Annotated in this window: 24 protein-coding genes, 1 tRNA gene and 2 pseudogenes; 19 read left to right on the forward strand and 8 right to left on the reverse strand. The window is 67.9% G+C overall.

Annotation, left to right across the window (positions count from 1 at the left end):
- A partial coding sequence (locus tag D0D28_RS16740; RefSeq protein ID WP_162831103.1) for an integrase core domain-containing protein occupies positions 1-115 on the forward strand: 115 nt, incomplete at its 5' end.
- 13 nt (positions 116-128) lie between these two features.
- On the opposite strand, the gene map is transcribed toward D0D28_RS16740, so the two are convergent.
- Complete coding sequence (map, locus tag D0D28_RS16745; protein WP_116111225.1) at positions 129-908, reverse strand: type I methionyl aminopeptidase; 780 nt, start codon at positions 906-908, stop codon at positions 129-131.
- A gap of 162 nt (positions 909-1,070) precedes the next feature.
- On the opposite strand from map, the gene D0D28_RS16750 reads away from it, so the two are divergent.
- Positions 1,071-2,282 carry a cytochrome P450 gene (locus D0D28_RS16750; RefSeq protein WP_116111263.1) on the forward strand — a complete coding sequence of 404 codons (1,212 nt, stop codon included), beginning with the start codon at positions 1,071-1,073 and terminating at the stop codon, positions 2,280-2,282.
- On the opposite strand, the gene D0D28_RS16755 is transcribed toward D0D28_RS16750, so the two are convergent.
- Positions 2,266-4,587, reverse strand: a complete 2,322-nt coding sequence (locus D0D28_RS16755; RefSeq protein WP_116111226.1) for an ATP-binding protein — start codon at positions 4,585-4,587, stop codon at positions 2,266-2,268. The two genes, D0D28_RS16750 and D0D28_RS16755, sit on opposite strands and share 17 nt — an antisense overlap.
- 183 nt (positions 4,588-4,770) lie before the next feature.
- Between D0D28_RS16755 and D0D28_RS16760 the strand changes: the two genes are divergently transcribed.
- Positions 4,771-6,195 carry an FAD-binding protein gene (locus tag D0D28_RS16760; protein WP_116111227.1) on the forward strand — a complete coding sequence of 475 codons (1,425 nt, stop codon included), beginning with the start codon at positions 4,771-4,773 and terminating at the stop codon, positions 6,193-6,195.
- Entirely contained in the window at positions 6,192-6,779 is a 588-nt protein-coding gene (locus D0D28_RS16765) for a TetR/AcrR family transcriptional regulator (RefSeq protein WP_094006143.1), read from the forward strand. The genes D0D28_RS16760 and D0D28_RS16765 overlap by 4 nt, the downstream gene beginning before the upstream one ends.
- 83 nt (positions 6,780-6,862) lie before the next feature.
- Here D0D28_RS16765 and D0D28_RS16770 read toward each other — a convergent pair whose 3' ends face one another.
- On the reverse strand, positions 6,863-7,471 hold the full coding sequence (locus tag D0D28_RS16770; protein ID WP_116111228.1) for a helix-turn-helix domain-containing protein: 609 nt from the start codon (positions 7,469-7,471) through the stop codon (positions 6,863-6,865).
- A 91-nt stretch (positions 7,472-7,562) separates the two neighbouring features.
- Between D0D28_RS16770 and D0D28_RS16775 the strand changes: the two genes are divergently transcribed.
- From D0D28_RS16775 to D0D28_RS35710, 6 genes and pseudogenes are all read left to right on the forward strand, one after another.
- The gene (locus D0D28_RS16775) at positions 7,563-8,381 is read left to right on the forward strand and encodes an MBL fold metallo-hydrolase (RefSeq protein ID WP_116111229.1); all 819 of its coding nucleotides are present in this window, start codon (positions 7,563-7,565) and stop codon (positions 8,379-8,381) included.
- A 324-nt stretch (positions 8,382-8,705) separates the two neighbouring features.
- A pseudogene (locus D0D28_RS36815) lies at positions 8,706-8,937 on the forward strand (hypothetical protein); the annotation flags it as partial.
- Positions 8,938-9,133: 196 nt separating this feature from the next.
- Positions 9,134-9,550: a hypothetical protein gene (locus tag D0D28_RS16785; protein ID WP_094006146.1), complete on the forward strand. Its 417-nt coding sequence runs from the start codon at positions 9,134-9,136 to the stop codon at positions 9,548-9,550.
- Positions 9,517-10,035, forward strand: a pseudogene (locus tag D0D28_RS37655) (E3 binding domain-containing protein); the annotation flags it as partial. The gene D0D28_RS16785 and the pseudogene D0D28_RS37655, both read left to right, overlap by 34 nt.
- Positions 10,036-10,233: 198 nt before the next feature.
- Entirely contained in the window at positions 10,234-10,551 is a 318-nt protein-coding gene (locus D0D28_RS37660; protein ID WP_233157320.1) for a 2-oxo acid dehydrogenase subunit E2, read from the forward strand.
- 1,115 nt (positions 10,552-11,666) lie between these two features.
- The gene (locus tag D0D28_RS35710; RefSeq protein ID WP_162831105.1) at positions 11,667-13,604 is read left to right on the forward strand and encodes a hypothetical protein; all 1,938 of its coding nucleotides are present in this window, start codon (positions 11,667-11,669) and stop codon (positions 13,602-13,604) included.
- A gap of 152 nt (positions 13,605-13,756) precedes the next feature.
- Here the strand turns inward: D0D28_RS35710 and D0D28_RS16800 are convergent, their stop codons facing one another.
- Positions 13,757-14,002: a helix-turn-helix domain-containing protein gene (locus D0D28_RS16800; RefSeq protein WP_116111230.1), complete on the reverse strand. Its 246-nt coding sequence runs from the start codon at positions 14,000-14,002 to the stop codon at positions 13,757-13,759.
- A gap of 128 nt (positions 14,003-14,130) precedes the next feature.
- Here D0D28_RS16800 and D0D28_RS16805 point away from each other — a divergent pair, with 128 nt between their 5' ends.
- Positions 14,131-14,430: a winged helix-turn-helix domain-containing protein gene (locus D0D28_RS16805; RefSeq protein ID WP_233157174.1), complete on the forward strand. Its 300-nt coding sequence runs from the start codon at positions 14,131-14,133 to the stop codon at positions 14,428-14,430.
- A gap of 15 nt (positions 14,431-14,445) precedes the next feature.
- Positions 14,446-15,024: an HD domain-containing protein gene (locus D0D28_RS16810; protein ID WP_094004789.1), complete on the forward strand. Its 579-nt coding sequence runs from the start codon at positions 14,446-14,448 to the stop codon at positions 15,022-15,024.
- Here the strand turns inward: D0D28_RS16810 and D0D28_RS16815 are convergent.
- Together D0D28_RS16815 and D0D28_RS16820 are read right to left on the reverse strand one after the other, a co-directional pair.
- Positions 14,993-15,463, reverse strand: a complete 471-nt coding sequence (locus tag D0D28_RS16815; RefSeq protein WP_094004790.1) for an NUDIX hydrolase — start codon at positions 15,461-15,463, stop codon at positions 14,993-14,995. The two genes, D0D28_RS16810 and D0D28_RS16815, sit on opposite strands and share 32 nt — an antisense overlap.
- 5 nt (positions 15,464-15,468) lie before the next feature.
- Positions 15,469-16,218, reverse strand: a complete 750-nt coding sequence (locus D0D28_RS16820) for a helix-turn-helix domain-containing protein (protein ID WP_116111231.1) — start codon at positions 16,216-16,218, stop codon at positions 15,469-15,471.
- Positions 16,219-16,382: 164 nt separating this feature from the next.
- Between D0D28_RS16820 and D0D28_RS16825 the strand changes: the two genes are divergently transcribed.
- From D0D28_RS16825 to D0D28_RS16855, 6 genes are all read left to right on the forward strand, one after another.
- Positions 16,383-16,718 (forward strand): hypothetical protein, encoded by a 336-nt coding sequence (locus D0D28_RS16825; protein ID WP_094004792.1) that lies wholly within the window; start codon positions 16,383-16,385, stop codon positions 16,716-16,718.
- Positions 16,719-16,972: 254 nt separating this feature from the next.
- Positions 16,973-17,611 (forward strand): hypothetical protein, encoded by a 639-nt coding sequence (locus D0D28_RS16830; RefSeq protein ID WP_240323241.1) that lies wholly within the window; start codon positions 16,973-16,975, stop codon positions 17,609-17,611.
- A gap of 11 nt (positions 17,612-17,622) precedes the next feature.
- On the forward strand, positions 17,623-18,429 hold the full coding sequence (locus D0D28_RS16835) for an FtsK/SpoIIIE domain-containing protein (RefSeq protein WP_116111233.1): 807 nt from the start codon (positions 17,623-17,625) through the stop codon (positions 18,427-18,429).
- Positions 18,430-18,469: 40 nt separating this feature from the next.
- Positions 18,470-18,721, forward strand: coding sequence for a hypothetical protein (locus D0D28_RS16840; protein WP_240323242.1), 252 nt, complete (start codon positions 18,470-18,472; stop codon positions 18,719-18,721).
- An 11-nt stretch (positions 18,722-18,732) separates the two neighbouring features.
- Positions 18,733-20,229 (forward strand): replication initiator, encoded by a 1,497-nt coding sequence (locus D0D28_RS16845; RefSeq protein WP_240323243.1) that lies wholly within the window; start codon positions 18,733-18,735, stop codon positions 20,227-20,229.
- A gap of 208 nt (positions 20,230-20,437) precedes the next feature.
- Positions 20,438-21,658 carry a site-specific integrase gene (locus tag D0D28_RS16855; protein ID WP_116111234.1) on the forward strand — a complete coding sequence of 407 codons (1,221 nt, stop codon included), beginning with the start codon at positions 20,438-20,440 and terminating at the stop codon, positions 21,656-21,658.
- 15 nt (positions 21,659-21,673) lie between these two features.
- Here the strand turns inward: D0D28_RS16855 and D0D28_RS16860 are convergent.
- Together D0D28_RS16860 and D0D28_RS37665 are read right to left on the reverse strand one after the other, a co-directional pair.
- Positions 21,674-21,746, reverse strand: a tRNA-Lys gene (locus D0D28_RS16860).
- A gap of 157 nt (positions 21,747-21,903) precedes the next feature.
- Entirely contained in the window at positions 21,904-22,164 is a 261-nt protein-coding gene (locus tag D0D28_RS37665) for a hypothetical protein (RefSeq protein ID WP_429728476.1), read from the reverse strand.
- On the opposite strand from D0D28_RS37665, the gene D0D28_RS16865 reads away from it, so the two are divergent.
- Positions 22,130-23,119: an Ig-like domain-containing protein gene (locus D0D28_RS16865; RefSeq protein ID WP_430732395.1), complete on the forward strand. Its 990-nt coding sequence runs from the start codon at positions 22,130-22,132 to the stop codon at positions 23,117-23,119. The genes D0D28_RS37665 and D0D28_RS16865 overlap by 35 nt on opposite strands.
- Positions 23,120-23,586 lie beyond the last annotated feature (467 nt).

The raw sequence follows: 23,586 nt of genomic DNA on the forward strand, positions 1-23,586 counted from the left end.
CAGCAACACCGAACGAGCCGCCGCGCTTGCGCCCTGGCTCGAGCACTACAACACTCAACGCCGCCACAACGCACTCGGCGGCCACCCACCCACCAGCCGACTGCCACCAACCTAACGGCCAAGTACAGCTAGCCGCCTTCCGATTCCCGCCGGGTGAGCACCCGCGGGCCGTCCTCGGTGATGGCGACCGTGTGCTCGGAGTGGGCCGTGCGGGAGCCGTCGGCCGAGCGGATCGTCCAGCCGTCCGGGTCGTACACGATCCGATCGGTGGTGCGGGCGAACCACGGTTCGAGCGCGAGGGTGAGGCCCGGCTGAAGCTTCAGGCCGCGGCCGGCCCGGCCCTTGTTGGGCACGTGCAGGTCCTCGTGCATGGTGCGGCCGATGCCGTGACCGCCGAACTCGGTGTTGACCGGGTAGCCGTAGCCGGAGGCCACCGCCCAGATCGCCGCCGAGATGTCGCCGAGGCGGTTGCCCGGGCGGGCCGCCTCGATGGCCGCCTCCAGTGCTTCCTCGGTGGCCCGGATGAGCCGCAGGTCCTCCTCGGCGGCGGTCCCCACGACGATGGTGCGCGCCGAGTCGGCCACCCAGCCGTCGATGCCGACCGCGAGGTCCGCGGTGAGCACGTCCCCGTCACGCAGCGTGTAGTCGTGGGGCAGGCCGTGCAGGACGGCGTCGTTGACCGACAGGCAGATCACGTTGCGGAACGGGCCCTTGCCGAAGGACGGCGCGTAGTCCCAGTAGCACGACTCCGCCCCGCGCCGCTTGATCATGCCGCGCGCGTGGTGCTCCAGGTCCAGGAGGTTGACACCCACATCGGCGAGCCGGCCGATCTCGGTGAGCACCTCGGCGACGAACCGCCCGGCCACGTGCATGCGGTCGATCTCGGCGGGCGTCTTCAGTTCGATCACGAAAAACCTCACGTCACGGTGTTCGGTATTATTATACCGCCACCCTAGCACACCTCCGGTATAGTAATACCAGTCACGCTGCGTGCCCAGTGGTGGATCACACTAGGCCGGACGGAGGCTTTTCCTTGCCCCGAGCTGGGCGAGTGTGGATTGTTGACCGACGTGAGCCAGATCAGTGACCCGGCCGTCGCCGATCCGGTGCGGGAGCGGGCCCGCACCTTCGACCACCTCGACCCCGCCCAGGCCGCGACCATCCACGAAACCCTGGCGCAGTTCCGGAAGTCCTGCCCGGTGGCGCACAGCGAGGCGCACGGCGGCATGTTCGTGGTCACCCGGTTCGACGACCTCCGGCACGTCGCCAAGCACGGGGACACCTTCTCCTCCGCCGCGGAGGTCGGCGCGGTCGTCGTGGCGCCGGAGACCGGCGAGGTGATCGCGCCGCTGTTCGAGCAGGACCTGCACGAGCACGCCGGCTGGCGACGGCACCTGCAGCCGTTCTTCACCCCGCCCGCCGCGGCGGCCCACGAGGACTACATCCGCCGCGTGTCCCGGGAAGTCGTGGCCGGGCTGGCTCCACGCGGGCAGGCGGACCTGGTGCCGGAGCTGTGCGCGAAGATCCCGCCGCTGGTGATCGCGTCCCTGCTGGGCCTGCCGGAGGAACAGCGCCCGACGCTGGCCGCGCTCGTGCACGGCCTGGCCGCGGCCGACAACCCGCGCACGGCGGAGGCGATCGGCCGCGAGTACACCGAGTTCCTGCTGGCCCACATCCGGTCCCGCCGCGGGAAGACCGGGTCCGACGTGCTCACCTCGGTGGTCAACAGCGAGATCAACGGCAGGCTCGCGAGCGACCACGAACTGCTCAAGTTCACGTTCCTGCTCATCGCCGCCGGCAACCTGACCACCACCGACCAGCTGGCCAGCATTCTGCTGGAACTCGCCGAGCGGCCGGATCTGCGGCGGCGCGTGGCCGCCGATCCCGGGTTGATCCCGCAGCTGGTCGAGGAAAGCGTGCGGCACGAGTCCGCCGTCGCGGCGACCGGCCGCACGGTGGTGCGCGAGACGGAACTGGCCGGCGTCCCGCTCCGCCCCGGTGACCGGATGCTGCTGACCTGGGGCTCGGGCAACCGCGACGAGGACCACTTCCCGGACGGCGACGAGTTCCGGCTGGGCCGCCCGCGCCGGCCGCACCTCGGCTGGGGCGCGGGCGCGCACCGCTGCCTCGGCCTGCACGTCGCCCGCGTCGAACTGCGGGTCATCTGCGAGGAGTTCCTCGCGGCGATCCCGGACTTCGCGCTGCCGGAGGGCTTCGTGGCCGAACGCACCTACGGCGTCATCCGCGGGGTGAAAGCGCTTCCCGTCACGTGGCCCGTCTAGCGGGCGCGGCGGTCTGCTGGGTGTACCAGGTGGCCAGCTGCGCCCGCCGGTTCATGCGCAGCTTGGCGAAGATCTTCGTCAGGTGCGTCTCGACGGTCCGCCGCGAGACGGCCAGCTCGGCGGCGATCTGCGGATTGCTGAGCCCATCCGCGACGAGCGCGGCGACCCTGGTCTCGGCCGCGGTGAGCGCCCGCAGCGTCACGTCCGGACGGACGTCGACGGTGTTCACCTCCACCGGCCGCAACGCGAGGTCGTAGACCTCCTCGGTGCTGAGCTGGGTGCCTTCGGCGTAGGCGGCGCGGAAGGTGGCCTCCCCGATCGCGGCCACGATCCGCTCCTCGGCCAGACGCCGTTGCCGCCGGAACGGCACCAGCCCGCCGAGCCCGACGCCGTGGCGCTGCTGCAGGCCGAGACAACCGCCGAGCAACCGGGCGGCCTCCCGGGGCTGCCCGGCCCGCGACCGCCACCACGCCCCGGCCTCGACGGTCCACGTCGAACCCCACCGATCGCCCATCTCGACCTGCGGGCGCAGGCACTCGTGCAGCACGTACCGGGGGTGCGTGCGCGCCGGGAGCCCTTGTGTCCACAGTGCCCAGCTGGCCGCCCACGGCGACTCGTGCGCTTCGGCGTCGGCCAGGCATTCGTCGGAGGCGGCGTCGGCGATCTCGGACGGCCCGAGCAGTCCCGCCGCCACCGACAGGATCAGCGCCGCCATCTGCCCGTCCCCGGCCATGCCGGCCGCGCGGAACCCGTCGCGGGCCCGCCGCAGCAGCGGCAGGCCCGCGGTGTCGCCCAGGCTGAGCACCCGGTAGGTGCCCTCGACGTAGAGCACCGGTGGCGCGTCCTCGGCGCCGAGTTCCCGGGCCATCGCCAGGCACGCGTCACGGTAGTGCTCGCCGCGGGACCGGTCGCCGATCGCGGTCAGCGTGAACCCGAGCGAGGCCAGCGCGGCGACCCGGACCATGCTCGGTTCACCGGGCCCGGCGCGCAGCAGGTTTTCGATCCAGGCGCACGTCGTGGCCTGCTGCGCGTAGAAGAACGGGATCCGCGTGCGCATCACGTCGGTCACGATCGCCAGCCCGGTCTCCACCTCGCCGGAGCCGGCGCACCAGTCGACCGCGGCGCGGATGTTGGGCATCTCGCGGTAGACCCTGGCCAGCCACTCCAGCTCCTGCGGCCCGAACCACTGCGCGGCCGCGTCCGCCACGAGCCGCCGCACCCACCCGCAGTGCGCGTCGCGCACCCGCCGGGTCTCCCCGAGCGCGTCCAGGTGACGCAACCCGTACTCGCGCAACGGCTGCAGCTGCGTGTAGCGCCCGTCCGGGCTCATCAGCACGATCGACTGCCGCACCAGGCCCTTGACCAGCGTCATCACCTCACCGGTGCCGACCGCGTCGTCGCCGCCGCAGACTTCCTCGGCCGCCTCCAGGTCGAACCCGCCGGAGAACACCGCCAGCCGGGCCCACAGCCGTTGCTGCGCGGGACTGCACAGCGCCCACGACACGTCCAGGGCCTGGGTGAGGGTGCGGTGGTGCGGTTGCGTGCGGCGGGCGGTCGCGGTCAGCAGCCTGCCGCCGTCGAGCCGCTGCAGGATCTTGTCCGGGGACAGGCCGGAGCCCATCTGCGCGGCGATGAGTTCGATGACCAGCGGCAGGCCGCCGGACCAGCGCGCGAGCTCGACCACCGCGGCGAAGACCGGCCCGTCGTGCGGGATGGCGGGGTAGCCGGCGGCGGTGGCGCGCTCCAGCAGCAGCACCACGGCCTCGCTGGTGTGCGCCCGTTCCGGGGAGGCGTGGACCTCGGGGATGCTCACCGGGGGCACGGTGATGATCCGTTCGCCGACCAGTTCCAGCCGGTGCCGCGAGGTGGCCACCACGCTGAGGCCCGGGACCTCGTCCAGCAGCGTGACCACCACGTCGGCGACCGCGTCGAGCAGGTGCTCGGCGTTGTCCACCACCAGCAGGGCCCGCTGCTCGTGCAACCGCTCGACGAGCACCTGCAGCGCCGGCCGCTGCGAGTGGTGGTCGGTGATGCCCAGCGCCGTGACGATCGACTGCGCGACCGCCTCCGCCGCGTTGCTGGCGGGATTGAGGTCGGCCAGGTGGACCACGGCGGTGACGTCGAACGCGCTGCCGGTGCGCTGGGCCAGCGTCACGGCCAGCCGGGTCTTGCCCACCCCGGCCGGGCCGGTCAGCGTGATCAGGCGGACGTCGTCCCGCAGCAGCCCGGCGAGCGAGCGCAGCAGCTCGTCCCGCCCGACCAGACTGGTCAGCCCAGCGCTCGCCAGCTCCGCTCGCCTGATCACCGCCGCCCCACAAGGTTAAACGCCGTTCAACCGGTCGCGGTGAACTGTAAGGGACGCCCGCGGTCGCTGTCACCCCTCGTGGCCTCACGTACGTGAGGCCGGGCCAGGTTTGTGGAACGCCCGGATGTGCCGGAGCCGCCGCCGCGCCACGGTGGAGTTCCGGACGACGCGAGAGGAAGACCGATGACCCACACAGCCATCGGCTGGGACCCCGGCGGCCGCGAGTGGACCACCCGCCCGTCCGGGGCCGCGGTCCCGGCGCCTCCGCTGGCCGGTGACCTGCTCGTCGTGGCCGCCGCGCGCGAGGCCGCCTCCCGTGACCTGGGCCGGCTCGTGACCCGACGGCCCAGCGCGGTGCTGCGGCCGGCCGAGGTGGACGACATCGCCAAGATGGTCCGGCTCTGCCACGACCACGCCATCCCGGTCGCCGCCCAGGGCACCCGCCACCAGACCAACGGGCAGGCACTCGCGCCGGACGGTCTGGTCATCGACATGACCAGCCTGAACACGATCCACCGGGCCGACGGGGACCGCGCCGACTCCGACGCCGGGGTGCTGTGGTCGGATCTGGCGGCCACGCTCGCCGGATCGGGGCTGCGCTTCGCGGGCGGGCTGACCGGGTACGTGCCGCTGTCCGTCGGCGGCACCCTCAGCGCGGGCGGGATCAGCCCGAACTTCGAGGCCGGGGCGCAGATCGACTTCGTCGAGCGGATCCAGGTCGTCACCGGCCGGGGCGAGGTCGTGTGGGCGTCGGAGGCGGAGAACCGGAAGCTGTTCGCGGCGGCGCTCGGCGGGCTCGGGCAGGCCGGGATCATCACCCGCGCCGAGCTGGTGGTGGCGCCGATGCCCGCGTGGGTGCACTCCTGGGTGCTGCCGCATCCCGGCATCGACGGGGCGTTCGCCGCGATGCGCGCGTTGATCTCCGGCGGGCTGGCGACCGAGGTCTACTGCATGATCGTGCCGCCGGGGCCGACGTTCCTGGTGCACGCGGCCTGGTACGAGTACGCGGACGGCGCGCCGCCGCCGGACGTGCCCGGCCGGCTGGGCTGGGCCGGTCCGGTGCAGCACGAGGTGTCCGGCTACCTGGACCACGTGCTGAAGTATTCGGCGATCATCGACCAGTGGCGGCAGGCCGGCTGGGACGAGCGGCGGAAGCCGTGGTTCGACGTGTTCCTGCCCGGTTCGCGGGTCCGGGAGTTCGTCGGCGCCACCCTCGACCGCATGACCCCGCTGGACTGGTCCGCACCGCACGGCGAGGGTTTCGTGTTGCTGTTCCCGCACCGGGCGAGCGCGTTCCGGCGGCCCCGGCTGCGGTTGCCGCGGCCCGAGCCGGACGGGCTGGTGTGGCTGTTCGACGTGCTCAACGCCGCCGAGCACGACGCGGACGCCGGCTACGCGGAGGCGATGCTGGTGCGCAACCGGGAGTGGATCGCGGACGCGACCGCGGCCGGCGGCGTGGTCTACCCGATCGGCACGCACGGTTTCACGGCCGCGGACTGGCAGCGCCACTACGGCGACGACTGGGAGGACGTGGTGCGGGCCAAGCGGCTGTTCGATCCGGCGTTGATCCTCGCGCCGGGCCAGGGGATCACGGCCGCGGTGCGATGACACTGGCCGGGAACGCGCGGATGAACAGGCAGCGGGTCTCGCTGCACCGGGCGGGGATCACCCCGGAGCTGGTGCTCGACGAGGCGGTGGCGCTGACCGCGGACAAGGGCCTGCGTGGCTGGCGGATGCGCGAGCTGGCCGACCGCCTGGGCGTGTACCCGGCGGTGGTCTACCACCACGTGGGCGCTCGCGGCGCGATCACGGCCGCCGTGGTCGAACGGATCGCCGGGCTGGTGCTGGTCCCGCCCGGCGGTCGCGGCTGGCGGTGCTGCCTGGCCGATCTGGCCCGGGAAATCCACTCGGTGCTGGGCCGGTATCCCGGGGTGGCCTGCGAAATCGCGCTGCAGACCGCGCGGAACGGCCCGCCGCCGGCGATCGGGGTGCCGCTGGTCGTGGCGCTGGAGGAAGCCGGAATCCGGTCGCGGGCGCCGGAGGTGGCGCGACGGGCGGTCCGCGCGCTGTGCTGGCAACTGGCGCAACAGGACGAGCTGCACCAGACGATCCCGGCCGAGTGCCTGGGACGGCTGTGGGACCAGGACGTGGCACTGATCCTGAACGGACTGGCGGCCGACCTCGGCGGCTGATTGCCACGGTCCGATGTGGACTCCCGGGCCCGCCGCAGCCGCACGATACCGCTGTGACAGGCGGGCCCGCCCGGGAATCTCGATCAGCTCCGGCGCGTGATGACCATGAGGTATTCGCAGGGAGCGTCCGTCCGGTTGGCGAACCCGTGGTCCGCGTCGGCCTGGAAGAACAGGGAGTCGCCGCTGTGCAGGGTCTCGCTGATCCCGCCGATCGCGACCGTGAGGGTGCCGTCGAGCACCACGAGTTGTTTCTCCGTGCCCGGCGGATACGCGGGCAGCAGCCCGGTGGAGACCTGCGCGGGGAGGTGGTGGACGATCATCTCGGCTCCTCCCGCGCCCGGGGCCGCTGACACCATGTGCCGCTCGAAGCCGGTTTCCGGGTCACGGAACACGGGGCGTTCGTTCTTGCGCATGACGACGGCCACGCCGGACGAGGCGGCAGCCGGCGCACCGACCAGGTCCGAGAGCGACGCGTCGAGCGCGTGGGCGATCCTCGACGCGACGCCGATCGTCGGGCTCTTCTCACCGCGTTCGACCTTGGACAGCATCGCCCGGCTGACCGATGACTGCGCGGACAGCTGCTCCAGCGTCAGGCCCGCCTCCTCGCGGAGCCGCCGCACGTTGCCGCCGAACGCGCCGGCCAGGTCGTCACCGTGCTGTGGTCCGGCCGCGTTTCCGTCTTGCTCGACCACCGTGCTCCTCGATCCATGGCTACTTCGCTGCGGACAGTGTAGGGTCTCTTCTAAAGAAGACAGATTCTTCTATTGGAGACATGGGGGTTTCATGCGTTTGATCTCGAGTGGCCGCCACCACGCCACCTTTGATTTCGGTGATCTGCAGGTGATCTCGTTGCGGGACGGGTACATCGACATGCCGCCGACCCGGCTCCGCGACGAGGACGGGTGCGCGCTCGATGAGCTGCCGGCCGCCGTCCCGCTGGCCGGCGACAACTTGCGGCTGTCGGTCAACGCTTTTTACGTCACCGACGGCACGCGATCGGTTCTCATCGACACCGGCGCGTCCAACGTCTGGCACGACCCCACGATGGGGTTGATCTACGACGCGCTCGACGAAGCGGGAATCGACCGCGCGGATGTCACCGATGTCGCCATCACCCATAGGCACGAAGACCACGTGAGCGGCCTGATCGCGCCGGATGGTGCAGAGGCGTTCCCCGGACTCGAGCGCGTGTGGATCGGCGCGGGCGACACCTCGGTGTTCACGGGACGGCTCGCGCCGATCCGCGACCGGGTCGTGCCCGTGTCGGAGCAGGTCGCGATCAACGACTGGACCACCGCGATCCCGACACCGGGCCACACGCCCGGGCACACCGTCTACGAGGTCAGGAGCGACGCCGGCCACCTGCTCGCCTGGGGCGACACCGTGCACGTGCCCACGCTCCAATTCGAGCAGCCGAACGTGTCCTGGGAGCTCGACGGCGACCAGTCCCAGGCCCGCGCCGCGCGGGCGGCGCTCCTCGAACGACTGACCCAACCAGACCACTTCGTAGCCGGCGCCCACCTCGACTCACCGGGCATCGCGCGCGTAACCCCTTCCGGCGACGGTTATGCGCTGGAATACCTGGCACCACAGATCGGCTGACCGAGCCTGTCGGCCGCGCTCGCGATGGCGGCCGGGAGGGCGAGCACCATCAGCAGGCCCTGACCGGCCGATCCGCTCCCGGCCGTTCGGGCCGCCAGGACCTGGTCGAGCCCCACCAGCCGGCGGTCCGGGGCTGCCGCCGCGCAGCGCGCCTAGGGAGTCTCGGTAATTGATCTACCTGTAGGCATGGCTGATCTTGGGTGGTGGTGGGTCGGGGTGAGTTGACGGATCGGGGCGCCATGGCGTGACCTGCCTGAGTTACGGTCTTTGGAAGACCGCCCGCGCATGAACCGTTGCGGTTGCGGACCGCGGATGGCATCTGGCGGCCGGTCCCGGGGCGGACTGAGCACGAAGATCCATCGTGCGGGTCGATGGGTGCGGGTTGCCGATGCGGATGCTGCTTACCGGCGGCCAGGCCGGCGACAACCCGCCACTGCTGCCGCTGCTGGATGGCGGCGGGCGTCCTCCTGCTTCCGATGCCGAGGCCTACCGGCAGCGAAACGTGGTCGAACACTGCTTCAACCGGCTCAAACAGTTCCCCGGCCTGGCCACCCGCGATGCCACACCCGCCGCCTGCCACCAGACCGAACTCACCACCGCCGCCATCGTCCTCTCGCCCCGAAGACTTACCGGACACTCCCTAGGCCGGTCGGGTGAAGATGGTCGATTCTCGTGCCCAATCCTCGCCGGGCGCCCACGCTGCAACCGAGTCTCGCCACCCGGGCGGGCCACCACTGGGGAAGGACCCACCCATGCCGACACGAACGAAGGCTGCCCTGTGCGCGGTCGCCCTGGCCGGGCTGGCGCTGGCCACGCCGCAGGCGACCGCCGCGACCTACCCCACCAACCCGTTCAACGTCTCCTACGGCGCCACCTACGCCGCCGGCACCATGACCTGGTACGCACGGGCCGTGCGGCTCGACGGCAACTTGCGATCGCTGAGCAGCAGCGGCTGTCGCAGGGCTTACGCGGTCGCCTACACCGCTGACCTTGCCCAACTGGACGAGCGCAGCACCAGCGCCCAGTGCGGAGACCAGATCAAACCCTTCCAGATCGACCTCACCGCCGACGTCGCCGGCGGCGCCGCCATCGTCTCGGTCTGCCTGCTGGACGGCGGCGGCGCGCCACTCGGCGAATGCAAGGCCTACGCCCGCTCCGACGCGAGCTGATCCGCGGCAGCCGGAACCGGAGGGGAAGGGGGAGGGTCAGCGCGCGAACCGGTCGCGCTGCGCCTGGGTGGGCGTGCGGTCGGCTCGCGTGGGCGCGGCACCGCGTGGCGGTGCACGAGGTGTTTGGGTTCGCGGGACTTGCCGCTCACCTGGCGGGCCTCCACAAGGCGCGGAAGTGCGCGTTGCCTTCGCTGAGTTCGGCCACCAGGTTCCGCAGAGCGGGATCCGGTGGGCCGAAGCCCGCGGCTACCCCGCAGGTTCGCCACGGTCGCTTGCGCGGTCCTCGTGCCCGCAGGCAGCGCGGTGCCCATCGGTGCCCCGATCGCCCGCCTCGACGACGGCAGCGGCGACCAGCCACCGACCACACGCGACACACCGGCACCGGTGCCCCGCAGCACCGGCCGCGTCGCGCGGGAAACAGCCGCCTGGCGGCCACGCCCCTCGTGCGGCGGCTCGCCCGCGAACACGGGATCGACCTCGCCGGGATCACCGGCAGCGGACCGCGGGGACGCATCGTGCGGTCCGACATCGAAGACCGCTACCGCTCCCGCCGAACCCGTCGCCGACGCCGACGCCGTCCGCCACGCCGTGGCGACCCGTCTTGCCGACAGCGCCACCGTGCCCCACTGCGGGCGCACCCGGGGATCGACGCCTCGTACTCCCCGGAGGGCCGCGGCGAAACCGTGCTGCACGAGGGAATCCACGTCGGGATCGCGGTGTCGTCGCCGAGCGGCCTGGTGGTGCCGGTGGTCCGCGTCGCCGACCGGTCCCCGGTCACGGTCACGGTCAGCAGCCTCGGCATGTTCGGGGTCGACCAGTTCCCCGCCATCATCAACCCGCGCCAGGGCGCCATCCTCGCGTTCGGCGCCGCACTCGGTGAGCCGTGGCGCATGCGGTACACGATCACCGCCGATCACCGCATCATCGACGGCGCGCTCGCCGCTCAGTTCCTGGCCACGCTCACCGGCCTGCTCGAACACCCGTTGCGCGTCATCGAGTGAGGAGCCCGGACCACCGCGCGAACGCGCCGACCTCGGCGAGCCCCCTGCGCCGAGGGGATGCGGGCGATGAGCCGCTGGCACGCCAACTCGCCGACGTTGGGCTGGGACAGGCTGTCCGGCAGAGCGACGGTCGGGCAGGACGGTGGCGTACGACCGCCGCAGCGGGGCGGCACCGCCGGACCAGCTGTCAGATCGCCCCGCAGCCTGTCGGCACGACAGTGAGAACGGAGCCGGCTGCGGTCACCACCCGAAGGCGCGCCCGATCCAGAAAAGCAGAAAACCCCAGGCCCTAGGACCTGGGGTGACTGTGCGCCATCAGGGACTCGAACCCCGAACCCGCTGATCTTGGATCGACTGATCCCGGTGGTGCTGGTTGCTCCTGGTTGATGCCGCTGACCTGGCACTTCTCCGGATGGGACTCTTGGTCGGACTGGATCCGATCCGGCTGTCCACGGCTCATTAGCGGCAGTTAACGGGCACCCGAGCGGGCTGCGGCCGCCAACCCGACGCCGGGCACCGACCACGCAGCACCTTCCCCGCGATCCACAGCCGCCCACAGCCGGGACGGGTGCTGTCAACCCTGTAACCGATCACGCCCGACAAGCGACGTACGTCCCGTGACTGTGCGTGCTCAAGCCGACCACCGCGGGCGTGATCGGCGCGAAGCGGGGTTGACAGCGCCCGGCCCGGCTTTGACCATGCGGCGATCGCGGGGAAGGTGCATCCTCCGCCAGCCGCCGACGCTGGGTACTTCCTCACGTGTTCTGCGCCCCCGTGGCGTGCGCGCGCCGGCCGACGGCGTTCAGCGCGGCCGTGCAGAGCGGAGCGGCCCAGCGCGGCCGCGCGCCAGTTCGGCCCGCGCGCCCGCCCGCCAGGGCGGCTTGAAGACGTAAAGAAAGTTCTCACAAGGTCGCGCTACTCGGAAATGAGCAGAATTGCCATCAAAACACGGCGGAGATGAGTCGAATCTCGACGGTTGGGACCCACTCGCAGAAAGTATGTTCCGCGATTTGGGAAGCATAGCTCATCAAGCAGCACTCCGGAGACTGATACGTAAGCGGAAGCCGAAAATTCGACTGGCTTTCAATAGATTAATAATGCAGGCGTCCGCTTCGATGATGGAGATCGCGTTCGCCACCTTCGCCATTGTGCTTACGTGTGCTGGTGTTGCGGTATTCGTTATCAGCTATCCGTGGGTAGCAGATGGTGTGGACGATGTCGGCGAGATCGTTGCGACTATTGGTGCTGCAAATGTATTCAGTAGCTTGGTTTTTGCAGCCATGGCAATCCCTCAAGAGCGGTCTGCGTCAATTGCTCCGGGCTACACGGCGGATACCATGCGGCGACGCGGGCCTTGGCTTGTCTGCTTACTTCTGGTACTTATTTCTGCAGGACTGTTCTGTCTAAGCAGTATTCGCCCTGAACCTCAAGTTGCGATTGGCGCTGGTCTGATCACTGCGGGCGGGTTTTCGCTTGTTTGGTTGTACGCAAGGATCTTGCTTAAGTCGGCCGATTACCTGGCCATTGCGGAACGGCAAGCGACCTTCATTTCTAAGGCCTTCTGGACGGGAAGGAAAGTTCATCGCAGGAATGCTCGAGCCTGGCTAAAGCTCGAAGATCAGAGCGATGAGAACATCGATCTTCTTTCGCAAGAGGCAGTTCTGAGGTGGCTGGCAGGATCACTCAGACATCTGGAAGCCGGGATGCGGGCTGGGTTCACTGAGCACAAGCCGTCGCTTTCTGCCGCATTCGCTAGTGAAATGGTCAAGCTCTTTCGAGCTTATGTCGATGACTGCGACGGAAAAGTCGGAGGCCAGAACGGACCGATTCAGGTTGTACTACAAGCGCATAAGGATCTCGCTCGTGTCGCGAATGATCGAGGGGCGGACTTCGATCAGGCTGCGAGACACTGCCTAGAGAAATTGGTCGACGTTGCCACTTCTAACACGCGGTCTCGGCAGTACTCCGCCGTGAGGAGCCTGATAGTCCGCACCTATGAGCAAATAATTGAGATGATGTGGAATAATGACGAATCGTTGATTCCTGCGGCTGCGTGCAGCAACATCGGCAAACTGGTGCACAGATACCTTCAGGTTGGCGCTATTTCCGACGCGCAAGATTGCATTGACATGCTCGGATCATTGATCGTTAAGGCGCTAGAGACTGGACGCCCGCATATCTCTTTGGCGGCGACTGAACAGCTTGTGGGAGCGCTTGCGCCGACTGTTCGAGTGGGGAACAAGTATGCACGACAAGAGCTTCTGCAAGCATTTTTTGAGGGTGTGCACCCTCTTATCGCTGTTCATCCGCTAGTTCGCATTTCTTTCAACGACCCCACGGAATTGATCCTTCCTGGTATTGGAATTGGCTTCAAGGGGTTGCAAGACGTTCTTTGGACCGAAGTGCGTCTAACGGAGGAAAATACGGCAGATTTTGCAGAGGTAGTAATAGAATGGATCAATGGGATTATCTCTGATTATGCCGAGCTCGATTCGGAGCGAAATCGACATCCGCTGCGAGATGCTTTGGCTGTCTTGCTCTGTATCCAGCTGCGCATGATCTCGGTAGGCTATCTTGAAGTCTGGCCGCTGGCGTCTCTGGAGGCGGCAACCTCATGGGTTTTTGCCCAGGATGACCCTAGTCGGTTTGAAAAGCTTTTGGTCCCAGAAGTGGCTGAACTAGTGTGGAGCTGCATTATGTGCGCGGGGTTCGCTGAGCAAGATCCCGAGCTAATAAGGAGCACCTGTGCCAGGGTCCTCGGGAAGATTGAACAGAACGCGCCTAGTAAGCTAGCGGGCCGCTTTGTTGCGACCTTTGTTACCGGACTATTCTTGGCAGCTGGCCGCACGCTTGAGGAGGCGAATGCGTACCTTGATTCGGGTGGTGACAGGAGAAACCGTATATTTGGACGTACCTACGATGGTCCGTTTATTGAAGGGTTTGGCAATGCGCCAAGTATGAATAGAAATGCGACTCGCCATCACCCTGCAATTATCGAAGCGATCAACCGTTGGATCTTCCTAAATTTTCCTGAATTTCGCGCGAAATATTAAGTAGACCTCGAAGTAGGCTCGCTCGTCGGATCGTGTGAGCGGCTGGAGAGCTTTGTTCGACGTGTATGGCGGTTTTATTCACCCGCCTGCCGTGACAAGTAGCGCGGGTGAACGCGAACGTGCCTGCCCTCTCAATCAGTTGTGCGTCTTGTTCATGGCCTCAGGTGGGAGTCGATTTTGCTGACAAAGTCTGCAAAAGAAGCCCCGATAGATTCCACAATGTGTCGCAACTCGACTACATCTAACCGTCGTTCGCCGGTTTCATACTTGCTCACAAACGACTGCGGTACCCCTAGGCGCTCTGCTAGCTGCACCTGTGTGAGGCCGGCTTCCTGCCGTAGTTCGCGCAGGAGGCGGCAGAGTTGCTGGTACTCGGCCGAGTAGATCGACTTCTCCACCTGTCAAGGCGACCGGAGAGCCCACGGATATCCCAAAATCGGATATCCTGGCGCTCGTGCCCCGCTGCTACGTGCGGCACTGCCACGCGGCGGGGCGCGACCTGTATCGCCGACAGGCAGGAGGGAGCATGAGCGATGACCTCGATGGCAGCCAAGCCGTCGACCAACGCATCGTCTTTGATCCGGGCAGCAACCCGGACAAGTACATCTACGAGCAGCTGGCCGATCATCTGGCCAGGCTCATCGCTGCGGGCCGACTGAAGCCCAACACGCCGTTGCCGGCCGAACGGCGGCTGGCCGCCGAGTACGGCGTCTCGCTGGGCACCGCCCGCCACGCGACCAGCATCCTGAGGGACCTGGGCTTGGTCGTGACTGTCCGCTCCAAGGGCACCTTCGTTCGCGGGCCTCGTGCGTCCGCTGAATCTTGACGTTACGGTGGGCGGATGTCGCTGATCTCGTGGGCATATGACCTCTCCGAGGCGAAGCTGCGTGACGCGCTGCCTCGACGATGGGCCCACGTCCAGGGCGTAGCCCGGCAGGCGCGCACCCTCGCGTCGATTGCCGGATCGGACGCTGAACTGCTGGAAGCCGCGGCCGTCCTTCACGACATCGGGTATGCCCCTGACCTGGTTGACACTGGCTTTCACCCCATCGACGGCGCTACCTACCTGGCCAAGGTCGATGCCCCCGAACGGCTTGTGCACCTCGTCGCACATCACTCCTACGCCGTCTATGAAGCCGAACTGCGGGGGCTGACTGACGAGCTGGCCGACTTCCACGACGAACGCGGCTCGATCCGCGACGCACTTTGGTACTGCGACCTCACCACCTCGCCCGATGGCGAGACCGTCGACGCCGAAGACCGCATTGCGGAGATCAAGCGGCGCTACGGCCCTGACCATCTCGTGACTCGGTTCATCACCGGTGCCACTCCTGAGCTGCTGGCAGCCGTCGAGCGCACGAAGGGCCGTCTTTCCGCCGTCTCGGCGGCTAACCCAAATGGACGTCCTGCGGGTTCTTGATCGCGTGATCGATGCGCAGCCGCATCGAGGGGTGGATGTCCAGCTCGTCCAGGCGCTCCGGCGCGACCCAGTGCACCTGCCGTGACTCCGAGCTGGGCCGCAGCGACCCTGCGAGCGGGCGGGCGTGGAAGCAGATCGAGAACTCCTGCCGGACCTCGCCGTCGTCGTAGGCGATCACGTGCTTGGGGTCGGAGTAGATGCCGCTGATCCCGGTCACCTCGACCGTCAGCCCGGTTTCCTCCTCGACCTCGCGCCGCACGGCGTCCACCACCGATTCGCCGAGGTCCTGGGCTCCGCCGGGGAGCGCCCACAGACCGTTGTCGGTGCGCTCGATCATCAGGATGTCGCCGGCCTCGTTACGCACCACAGCGGCGACCGCGGGCACGATGCTGTTGGCGGCCGGGGCGTCGGGGTCGTCGTAGTAGTCCTTCTTCGGCACGAGCCTCAGTCCTCCCACTTGTGCGGTTGAGCGTGCTCCCACACGGCGGTGAAGCTGTCCGCGTAGGTGGTGAACAGGTCGCCCGCCGACAACCGCCGCAGGTGCAGCGCGGGGGCGTGCGCGGCCATCTTGCCGTAAACGTGCGGGTTGACGATCATCTCGTCGTCGAACCGGAAGATGCTGTTGTACAGCACCGTTCCGTGCGTCCGGATCTCGATTCCGGGTACGCCGTCGAGCTTGCGGAAGTAGGCCAGCGCGTGGTCGATCTTCGCCGAGATCGTGTGCGGTCCGATGCCCTCGTCGGTGCTGCGCTGGATCACCGCCGGGGCGTCCCGGTCGCCAAACAACAGCCGGATTCGCGCGCCTGCCTCGGCCTTGCTCCGCAGCAGCTCCAGCAGGCCGGGCTTCTCGGTCATGAACATGCCCACGTAGACCAGCATGTCCACGTACGTCGTGGCTCGCGCCAGCAGCTTGTCCCACAGATCGGCCGGCACCGAATTGCGGTGGGCGTAGACCTTCACGATCTCGGAGTTGCTGACCTCGCTCGCCTTAGCCTCGGACAGCGCGTCCGGCCACAGGTAGCTCTCGCTCTCCTGCAAGATCGCGGCGATTTTGTGCCGCGACTTCGCATAGGGCGTGCGGCCCTTGGTGATCCAGCGCTCGACCGTCTTCGGGTCCACTGCGATACGCGCGGCGAGCTCGTCCGGGGTGAGCCCCCGCGACAGCAGGGCGTCACGCAAACGCTCGTTGGCCATCGACCCTCCCCCAAGTACGCCTAGGGACGTCTTCACGCTACCAGAGACGTCCCTAGATGTCCTTTCGTGCGGTGAAGCCGTCCCCGTCCTCGGCGGCATCGTCAGGGACGCACCGAAGAGCGCTATGGAGCGGTGCGGAACTGATCACCCTTGGAGGACAGGTTATGCGTCTGGTCATCGACACTTCGCAGGTGACGTTCACGGTGGGCCGGGAGGCTCAGCCGAAGACGGATCAGAACGGGATTCAGCGGGTCGAGCGCAGCACGAACGTTCCGATGTGGACTGTGCAGCTGGTTGCCATGGATGGCTCGGGTGCGGAGGTGATCAGTGTGACCGTCGCGGCCCCGCAGGCCCCCAAGGTCACCACTGGCACTGTCGTGACGCCCGTTGAGCTGCAGGCGATTCCGTGGGCACAGAACGGCCGCAACGGCGTGGCTTTCCGTGCAGTCGACATCAAGGCTGTCTCCGGTTCGAAGACGTCGGCGAACTCCGCTTCCTGACTGCGACGAACGTCTGAAGTGCTCACCCGGCATGACAGCCGGGACCTGGTCGAGCGGAACACCCTCGGCCGCTAGTCATTCCCCTCGAAGAGAAGCACGGGACCGGTCTGGTTCTTGGCGGTTCCTGTCCGGACCCGTGCCTCTTTCGTCTCCACCTTGGAGGAGTCGTGGCGAAGTCTATCCGCCGGGCGCGTGGTGCGCGCCGTATCGATGTCATGGAGTTCTGGCACGCGCCGAAGCAGCACTGGTTCGTCGTGGGCCTGGGCGTGCTGCTGCGCTGGCGCGCAGAGATCTTTCTGACCGCCGTGTTCCTCATGGGCATGGCGTGGCTGTACCACCAGGTCGGCGAGGGTTACGCCTGGCTGATCTTCACCGGGACCGTGGTGGTCGTGGTGCTGGTGCCGCAGACCCGTTGGTTCGTGTTCTCCCGGTTCTGGTGCCTGGTCGACCGGCACCGGCTGCGGACCTGCCTGCGGCAGGCTCGCGCTCGGACGATGAACCTGGACGGCGCGCTGCCGTTCATGCTCTGGGCGCGGCCCACGAAGACCGGGGAGCGGATCTGGCTGTGGAGCCGTGCGGGCTCCTCGGCCGGTGATCTGGAAGCGGTCCTCGAGTACATCGCGCCCGCCTGCTATGCCCGTGATGCGCGGGTGCACCGGGTGCGCAAACTGTCCACCCTGTTCGCGGTCGAGGTCATCCGTCGTGACCCGTTGGACCGCTCGACGCCGATTGACTCGCCCCTGGCGAAGGTGGCGTCTCTTGTTCGCAAGTCCCGCGGTGAGGGGACCGAGCCCATCGCGGCTGCCACGGTCACGCCGCTGCCTGTTCAGGAGAAGCCTGCGCCTCGGTCGGCTGCGGTGGTCGCTGACGACCTGTCCGACTACATCGACTGAGGGGGCCGGTCATGCGGAAGAACACGATTCCGGTGGCTGGGCTGTCGATCTACGACCCGGTGCACCTGGGTATCTACGAAGACGGCTACGGCGTCGGTATCGAGCTGATTTGGCGCAACATTCTGCTCGCTGGTGAGCCCGGTGCCGGGAAGTCGGTCGGGTTGAACAACATCGTTGCTCATGGGGCGTTGTGCCCGGACCTGTCGTTGTGGCTCTTCGACGGCAAACAGGTCGAGCTGGGCCTGTGGCGCGAGGTGGCCGACCTGTTCGTCGGTCCCGACATCGAGCGCGCGTTGACCGCGTTGGAGCGGTTGCAGGCGGAGATGGACCGCCGCTACGTCGAGCTGGACCGGGTCCGGCGGCGCAAGATCGACCGCCACGACCCGATCGACGTGATCATGGTTGTCATCGATGAACTGGCCCTGTTCTCGGCCACGATGGGCACCAAGGACCAGCAAGAACAGTTCGTCCGCCTGCTGCGCGACCTCGTGGCGCGGGGCCGGGCTGCCGGGATCATCGTGGTAGCCGCGACTCAGCGGCCTTCTGCCGACATCATCCCTACTTCGCTGCGGGACCTGTTCGGGTACCGCATGGCTTATCGCTGCACTACTGATTCCAGCTCGGACATCATCCTCGGCCGGGGCTGGGCCGCGCAGGGATTCGACGCCTCCAACATCGCGCCGGAGGAACGGGGCGTCGCCCTGCTGCTCGCCGAAGGCGGCATCCCACGCCGGATGAAGACCGCCTATCTCACCGACGCGCACATTCACTCGCTCGTCGAATACGCGCGCCAAATCCGCACTCGCAAGACCGCTTAATCCCCATTCGCAATTCGATTCGCAGGAGAGGACTGCCCTCATGCTGACCGCGACCAAACCGATGGCTCTCACTCCCGAGCAGCTGTGGGTCTTCGTCACCGGCGACAACAACGCCGTCGACGTCGCCCGCCTCGCGCACGCGCCCGAGATCGGCGGCTTCATCGCCCTGCCGATTTCCGCGTTCGACCCCTACGCGCTGCTGCCCGCCTACGCGCCAACCGGCGAACTTCTAGCGGGCTGGCGCTGGGCCACCACCCGCGACGTCGAGACCTACGCCTACCTGTTCGCCTGACCGGAGCATCCGTGACCGTCTCGACCATGACCCTCAGCCCCACCACCAAGACCGTGGTGGGGCTGGGAGCCGTCGCCGAGCCGGACATCCTCCGCCGCGCCACCAGCTCGGAGTATCGCTGGTGGCTCGCGCACGTCATGCCCGCGGCTGCCTGCTCCCGGCCGGTCCGCCTGCGCGTGGAAGCGGAATGGGGCGGCGGTGACGTCGAGCGGGTCACCGACGACATGCCGGACGGGCTGCTCTACGTCGCCTGCAAGAACCGGCGGGCCTCGGTCTGCCCCGCGTGTGCGGAGACCTACCGGGCCGACACCTACCAGCTCGTGAAAGCGGGTCTCGTCGGCGGGAAGGGCGTGCCGGAGACCGTCACCGAGCATCCGTGCTTCTTCGTCACGCTCACCGCGCCGGCCTTTGGGGCCGTGCACACCCGCGTGGTCAGCAACGGGCAGGTCAAGCCCTGTCGCCCTCGGCGGTACGCGCCGCTCTGCCCGCACGGTCGCTCCACTGAGCGCCGCGTGCGGCATGGCGAGGATGACTCGTGCGTGGGGGAGCCGATCTGCCGGGACTGCTACGACTATGAAGCCCAAGCCGTCTGGAACTTTCATGCCGGGGAGCTGTGGCGGCGCACCACGATCACGTTCACTCGGTACCTCAAGGCTGCGGCCAAGGACCGAGGCGTCCAGGTCCGGCTCTCGTACGCCAAAGTCGCCGAGTACCAGCGGCGCGGCGTCGTGCACTTCCACGCCCTGATCAGGCTCGATGGCCTTGACCCGAACGATCCGGATACCATCATCGCGCCGGACCCGAGTATCACGCCGGAGCTGCTGAGCAGCCTTATCGACACTGCTGCGACCGTCACGCGCTTCACCACGGCACCCCACCCTCGGCGACGCACCGGCTGGACCCTCACCTGGGGCAAGCAGCGCGACATCCGCCCCGTTCACCTTCACGCGAGTGATCACGATGACCGCGGTGCGCTGACAACTACGGCGGTGCCGGCCTATCTCGCGAAGTACGCCACGAAGGCCACCGAGGAAGCCGGGCACGTCTCCCGGCGGCTCACGCAGCTCGACGCCAACATGCACGCCGAGCGCGACAACCACCAGTCCCGGCAGCTCGTCGCCTGCTGGCGGCTCGGGCAGCGGCCCTTCTACTACACCAGCAAGCAGCAGCGCACCGAGTGGGCCGAAGGCTGGGGCAAGCTCCGGAAATGGGCGCACATGCTCGGCTTCGGCGGTCACTTCTCCACCAAGAGCCGCCGCTACTCCACCACTCTCACAGCGCTGAGGGCCGTCCGTAAGGCATTCCAGCGCGGCGAACGCCCCGAAGACGCACTGCCGGCCGATGCGGACCAGGACGGCGACGAGTCCGCCGTCACTCTCAACTGGATCTTCGACGGCATCGGTTGGCTGACCATCGGTGACGCCGCCCTGGCGAACACGGCCGCGGCCAAGGCGCGGGAGCGGAAACGCATCGCATGCGAAGAGGCGGAGGAAACCCTTGCCCTGTAAGTGAAAGGACACGAGACATGGAAAGGCTCTGGACGGTGGAAGACGTCGCCGAGTACCTCGGCGTCCCAGTCAACACGCTGTATGACTGGCGGACCCGTGGCTACGGCCGAAGGGCAAGCGCGTCGGCAAGTACCTGCGCTACAAGACTGCCGACGTCATTGCCTGGTTCGAATCGCTCGACGACGCTGCCTAAGGGGGAACAGACGGGATGGCGCGACCGCGGCTGCCGGTCGGGACGTACGGCAAGATCAGTGCCAAGAAGGACGGATCGAGCTTCATGGCCTCGTGCCAGTACCGGGACGTCGATGGACGTGTGCGTAAGGTGCGCTGCTGGGCAGCTACCAAGGCTGCTGCGGAGAACAAGCTCCGAGAACGGCTCCTTGATCGTCAGATCGGGTCAGGGCAGATCAAACCCGACACCAAAGCCGTGGTGGTGGGGGAGAAGTGGCTGGAGGAGTTCCGGGAGCAAGTCGATCTGGGCAATCGGAGCGGGACTTCACTCGACACCTACGAGCAGCGCTGGCGCACGCTCGTGAGGCCGCGGATCGAGGGCCTGTCGATCTCCGAACTCACTGCGGGGCGTGTCGACGCGATCGTTCAGACGATCAACAAGGAGTACTCGGCCAGTACAGCGCGAACTGTCCGAGCGATCCTGTCCGGAGTGTGCGGCCTGGCCGTCCGGCACGAGGCGCTCAAAGTGAACCCGGTTCGTGACGCGCGGCCGGTCGAGAATCGGAAGCGCAAGAAGCCGGCCAGGGCGCTCACGGCTGATGAAGTCCTGGACATCTTCGCGAAGGCAGACGCGGACGAGATCGCACAGCGGCAGGACCTGGCCGACATCATGCGGTTCTACGGCGGGACTGGGGAGCGGACCGGGGAAGGGATCGCCGTCCGCTGGGAGAACATCGACTTCGGCAAGAAGGTCGCCTGGGTCGAGGGCAACATGGTCCGCACGAAGGCGGACGGCGCCAAGATCAACGAGGGCAAGAGCGCCAACGCGCTTCGTGGCGTTCCGCTGGCCGACTGGCTCGTTGACATGCTGCTCGATCGTCGTGCCCGGGTGGCCGCCAGGCAGGGCATCAGGCCCGAAGAACTGACCGGCTGGGTCTTCCCAAACACGCTCGGCGGGCTCCGCGAGGCCAGCAACCTTCGACGTGACTGGCGGGCATTCCGCAAGCGTCACGGCATCGGCGACTGGTTCACGCCTCGCACGTTCCGCCGGACGGTGGCGACACTGGTCACTGACGCGCTTCCGGCCCGGGAAGCGAGTGACCTTCTCGGCCACTCGCGTGTGTCGCAAACCACAGACACCTACATCGGCCGCAACCTGCCGTCCCGGCGCCCGGCAGTAGTGCTCGGCGTGCTGGACGTCGCCAAAAACGGCAGTAAAACGGCACCAAGATCAGAAAGCAAAAACCCCAGGCCCTAGGACCTGGGGTGACTGTGCGCCATCAGGGACTCGAACCCCGAACCCGCTGATTAAGAGTCAGCTGCTCTGCCAGTTGAGCTAATGGCGCTGGCCTCGGCCGCCTGGTCTCCCTGGCGACGGAGAAAAGATTAGCACGCCCGCGGGAGGCCGTTCACGGGGGTCCCCTCTCGCGTTTCGGCAGGTCTTTGCCCCTCGTCTCGGCGAGATCGGGCAGACTGGGCGCAGGAGAACGAAGCGGGCGATCTTCACCGGATTGGGGGCATCATGCGGCGTTCGGTGGTTGCGGGCAGATGGGCTTGCCTGGTGCTGGCGGCCGGGTTGCTGGCCGGCTGCACGGCGGAGGCTGGCAACGGCGGTACCAGCGGTTCAGGGGCGTCAGCCTCGGCTTCGGCGGAAGCTGCTCGGCCGGCGTCGATCGCCGTGGTTCCGTCGTCCGGTGCCGCGGACGTCGCGCCAGGTGAACCCGTTTCGGTGACGGCTACCGGCGGCAGGTTGACCGAGGTCACGCTGCGCAACCCCGAGGGTGAGGCCGTCCCGGGTGCCTTGTCGGCGGACGGCACGTCGTGGGAGTTCGCCGACGGTCTCGGCTACGGCAAGCAGTACACGCTGACGGCGGTCGCGGTGGGCGGGGACGGCAAGCAGGTCACCTCGACCTCGACGTTCACCACGGTGGCGAAGCCGCGGAAGACGATCTCCGTCTCGTTGAACATGCAGGACGGGGAGATGGTCGGCGTCGGGATGCCGTTGATCTTCACGTTCAACTCGAAGGTGGCCGACCGGGCGGCGGCGGAGCGGGCGCTGAAGGTGGTGACCGAGCCGGTCACCGAGGGCGCGTTCCGCTGGATGAGCGACAGCATGGTGATCTGGCGGCCGAAGGACTACTGGCAACCGGGCACGAAGATCTCCGTGGAGGCCGCGATCTACGGCAAGCCGCTGGGTGGCGGCGCGTACGGGCTGGAGGACCGTGCGGCGAAGATCACAGTGGGTGACAAGGTGGTCGTGGTCGCCGATGGGGCGTCGCACCAGGCGAAGGTGATGGTGAACGACGCCGAGGTGCGGACGTTGCCGATCTCGATGGGCAAGCCGGGTAACACGACGCCGGTGGGCACGTACACGGTGATGAGTGAGCACAACGGCTACACCATGGATTCCGGCACGTACGGTGTCCCGGCCGACACTCCGGGCGGTTACCGGACGTTCGTGAAGTACGCGGTGCGCTTGTCGAACAGCGGGATCTTCTACCACTCGGCGCCGTGGTCGGTGGGTTCGCAGGGGCGCCGGAACGTGTCGCACGGCTGCATCAACCTGTCGGACGCGAACGCGAAGTGGCTGATGGACCTGTCGAAGAAGGGCGACCTGTTCACGGTCACGAACAGCGGCGGCCAGCCCCTGGAACCGACCGACGGCTGGTCGGTCTGGCAACTCCCCTGGACAGCCTGGACAACCCCCACAAGCAGCTAAAGGCGCGACGCCCCGACGAGGTCGCGCAGCGCTCGCCAGGGCGAGGAAGCTCGCGCCCTGGGGCTGCGGGGGCCTCTGGAGGAAATGACGAACCCCACCCGGCGAGGCCGCGAAGCGACCGGCCCCAGGCCACTCGCACCCGCGCCCGCCGAGGCCCGATGAGGTCGCCCCAGCGACCTCGTCCGGGCAACGCTGGTCCCCGCCATTCGTGCCCAGCGCTCGCCAGGGCGAGGAGCTCGCACCGTGGGGGCCCGGGGGCTCGGCCCCCGGAGGAAATGACGAACCCCACCCGGCGAGGCCGCGAAGCGACCAGCCCCAGGCCACTCGCACCCGCGCCCGCCGAGGCCCGATGAGGTCGCCCCAGCGACCTCGTCCGGGCAACGCTGGTCCCCGCCATTCGTGCCCAGGGCTCGCCAGGGCGAGGAGCTCGCACCGTGGGGGCCCGGGGGCTCGGCCCCCGGAGGAAA

The organism is Amycolatopsis ruanii (genome assembly GCF_003385175.1).
Lineage (GTDB): Bacteria > Actinomycetota > Actinomycetes > Mycobacteriales > Pseudonocardiaceae > Amycolatopsis_E > Amycolatopsis_E thermalba.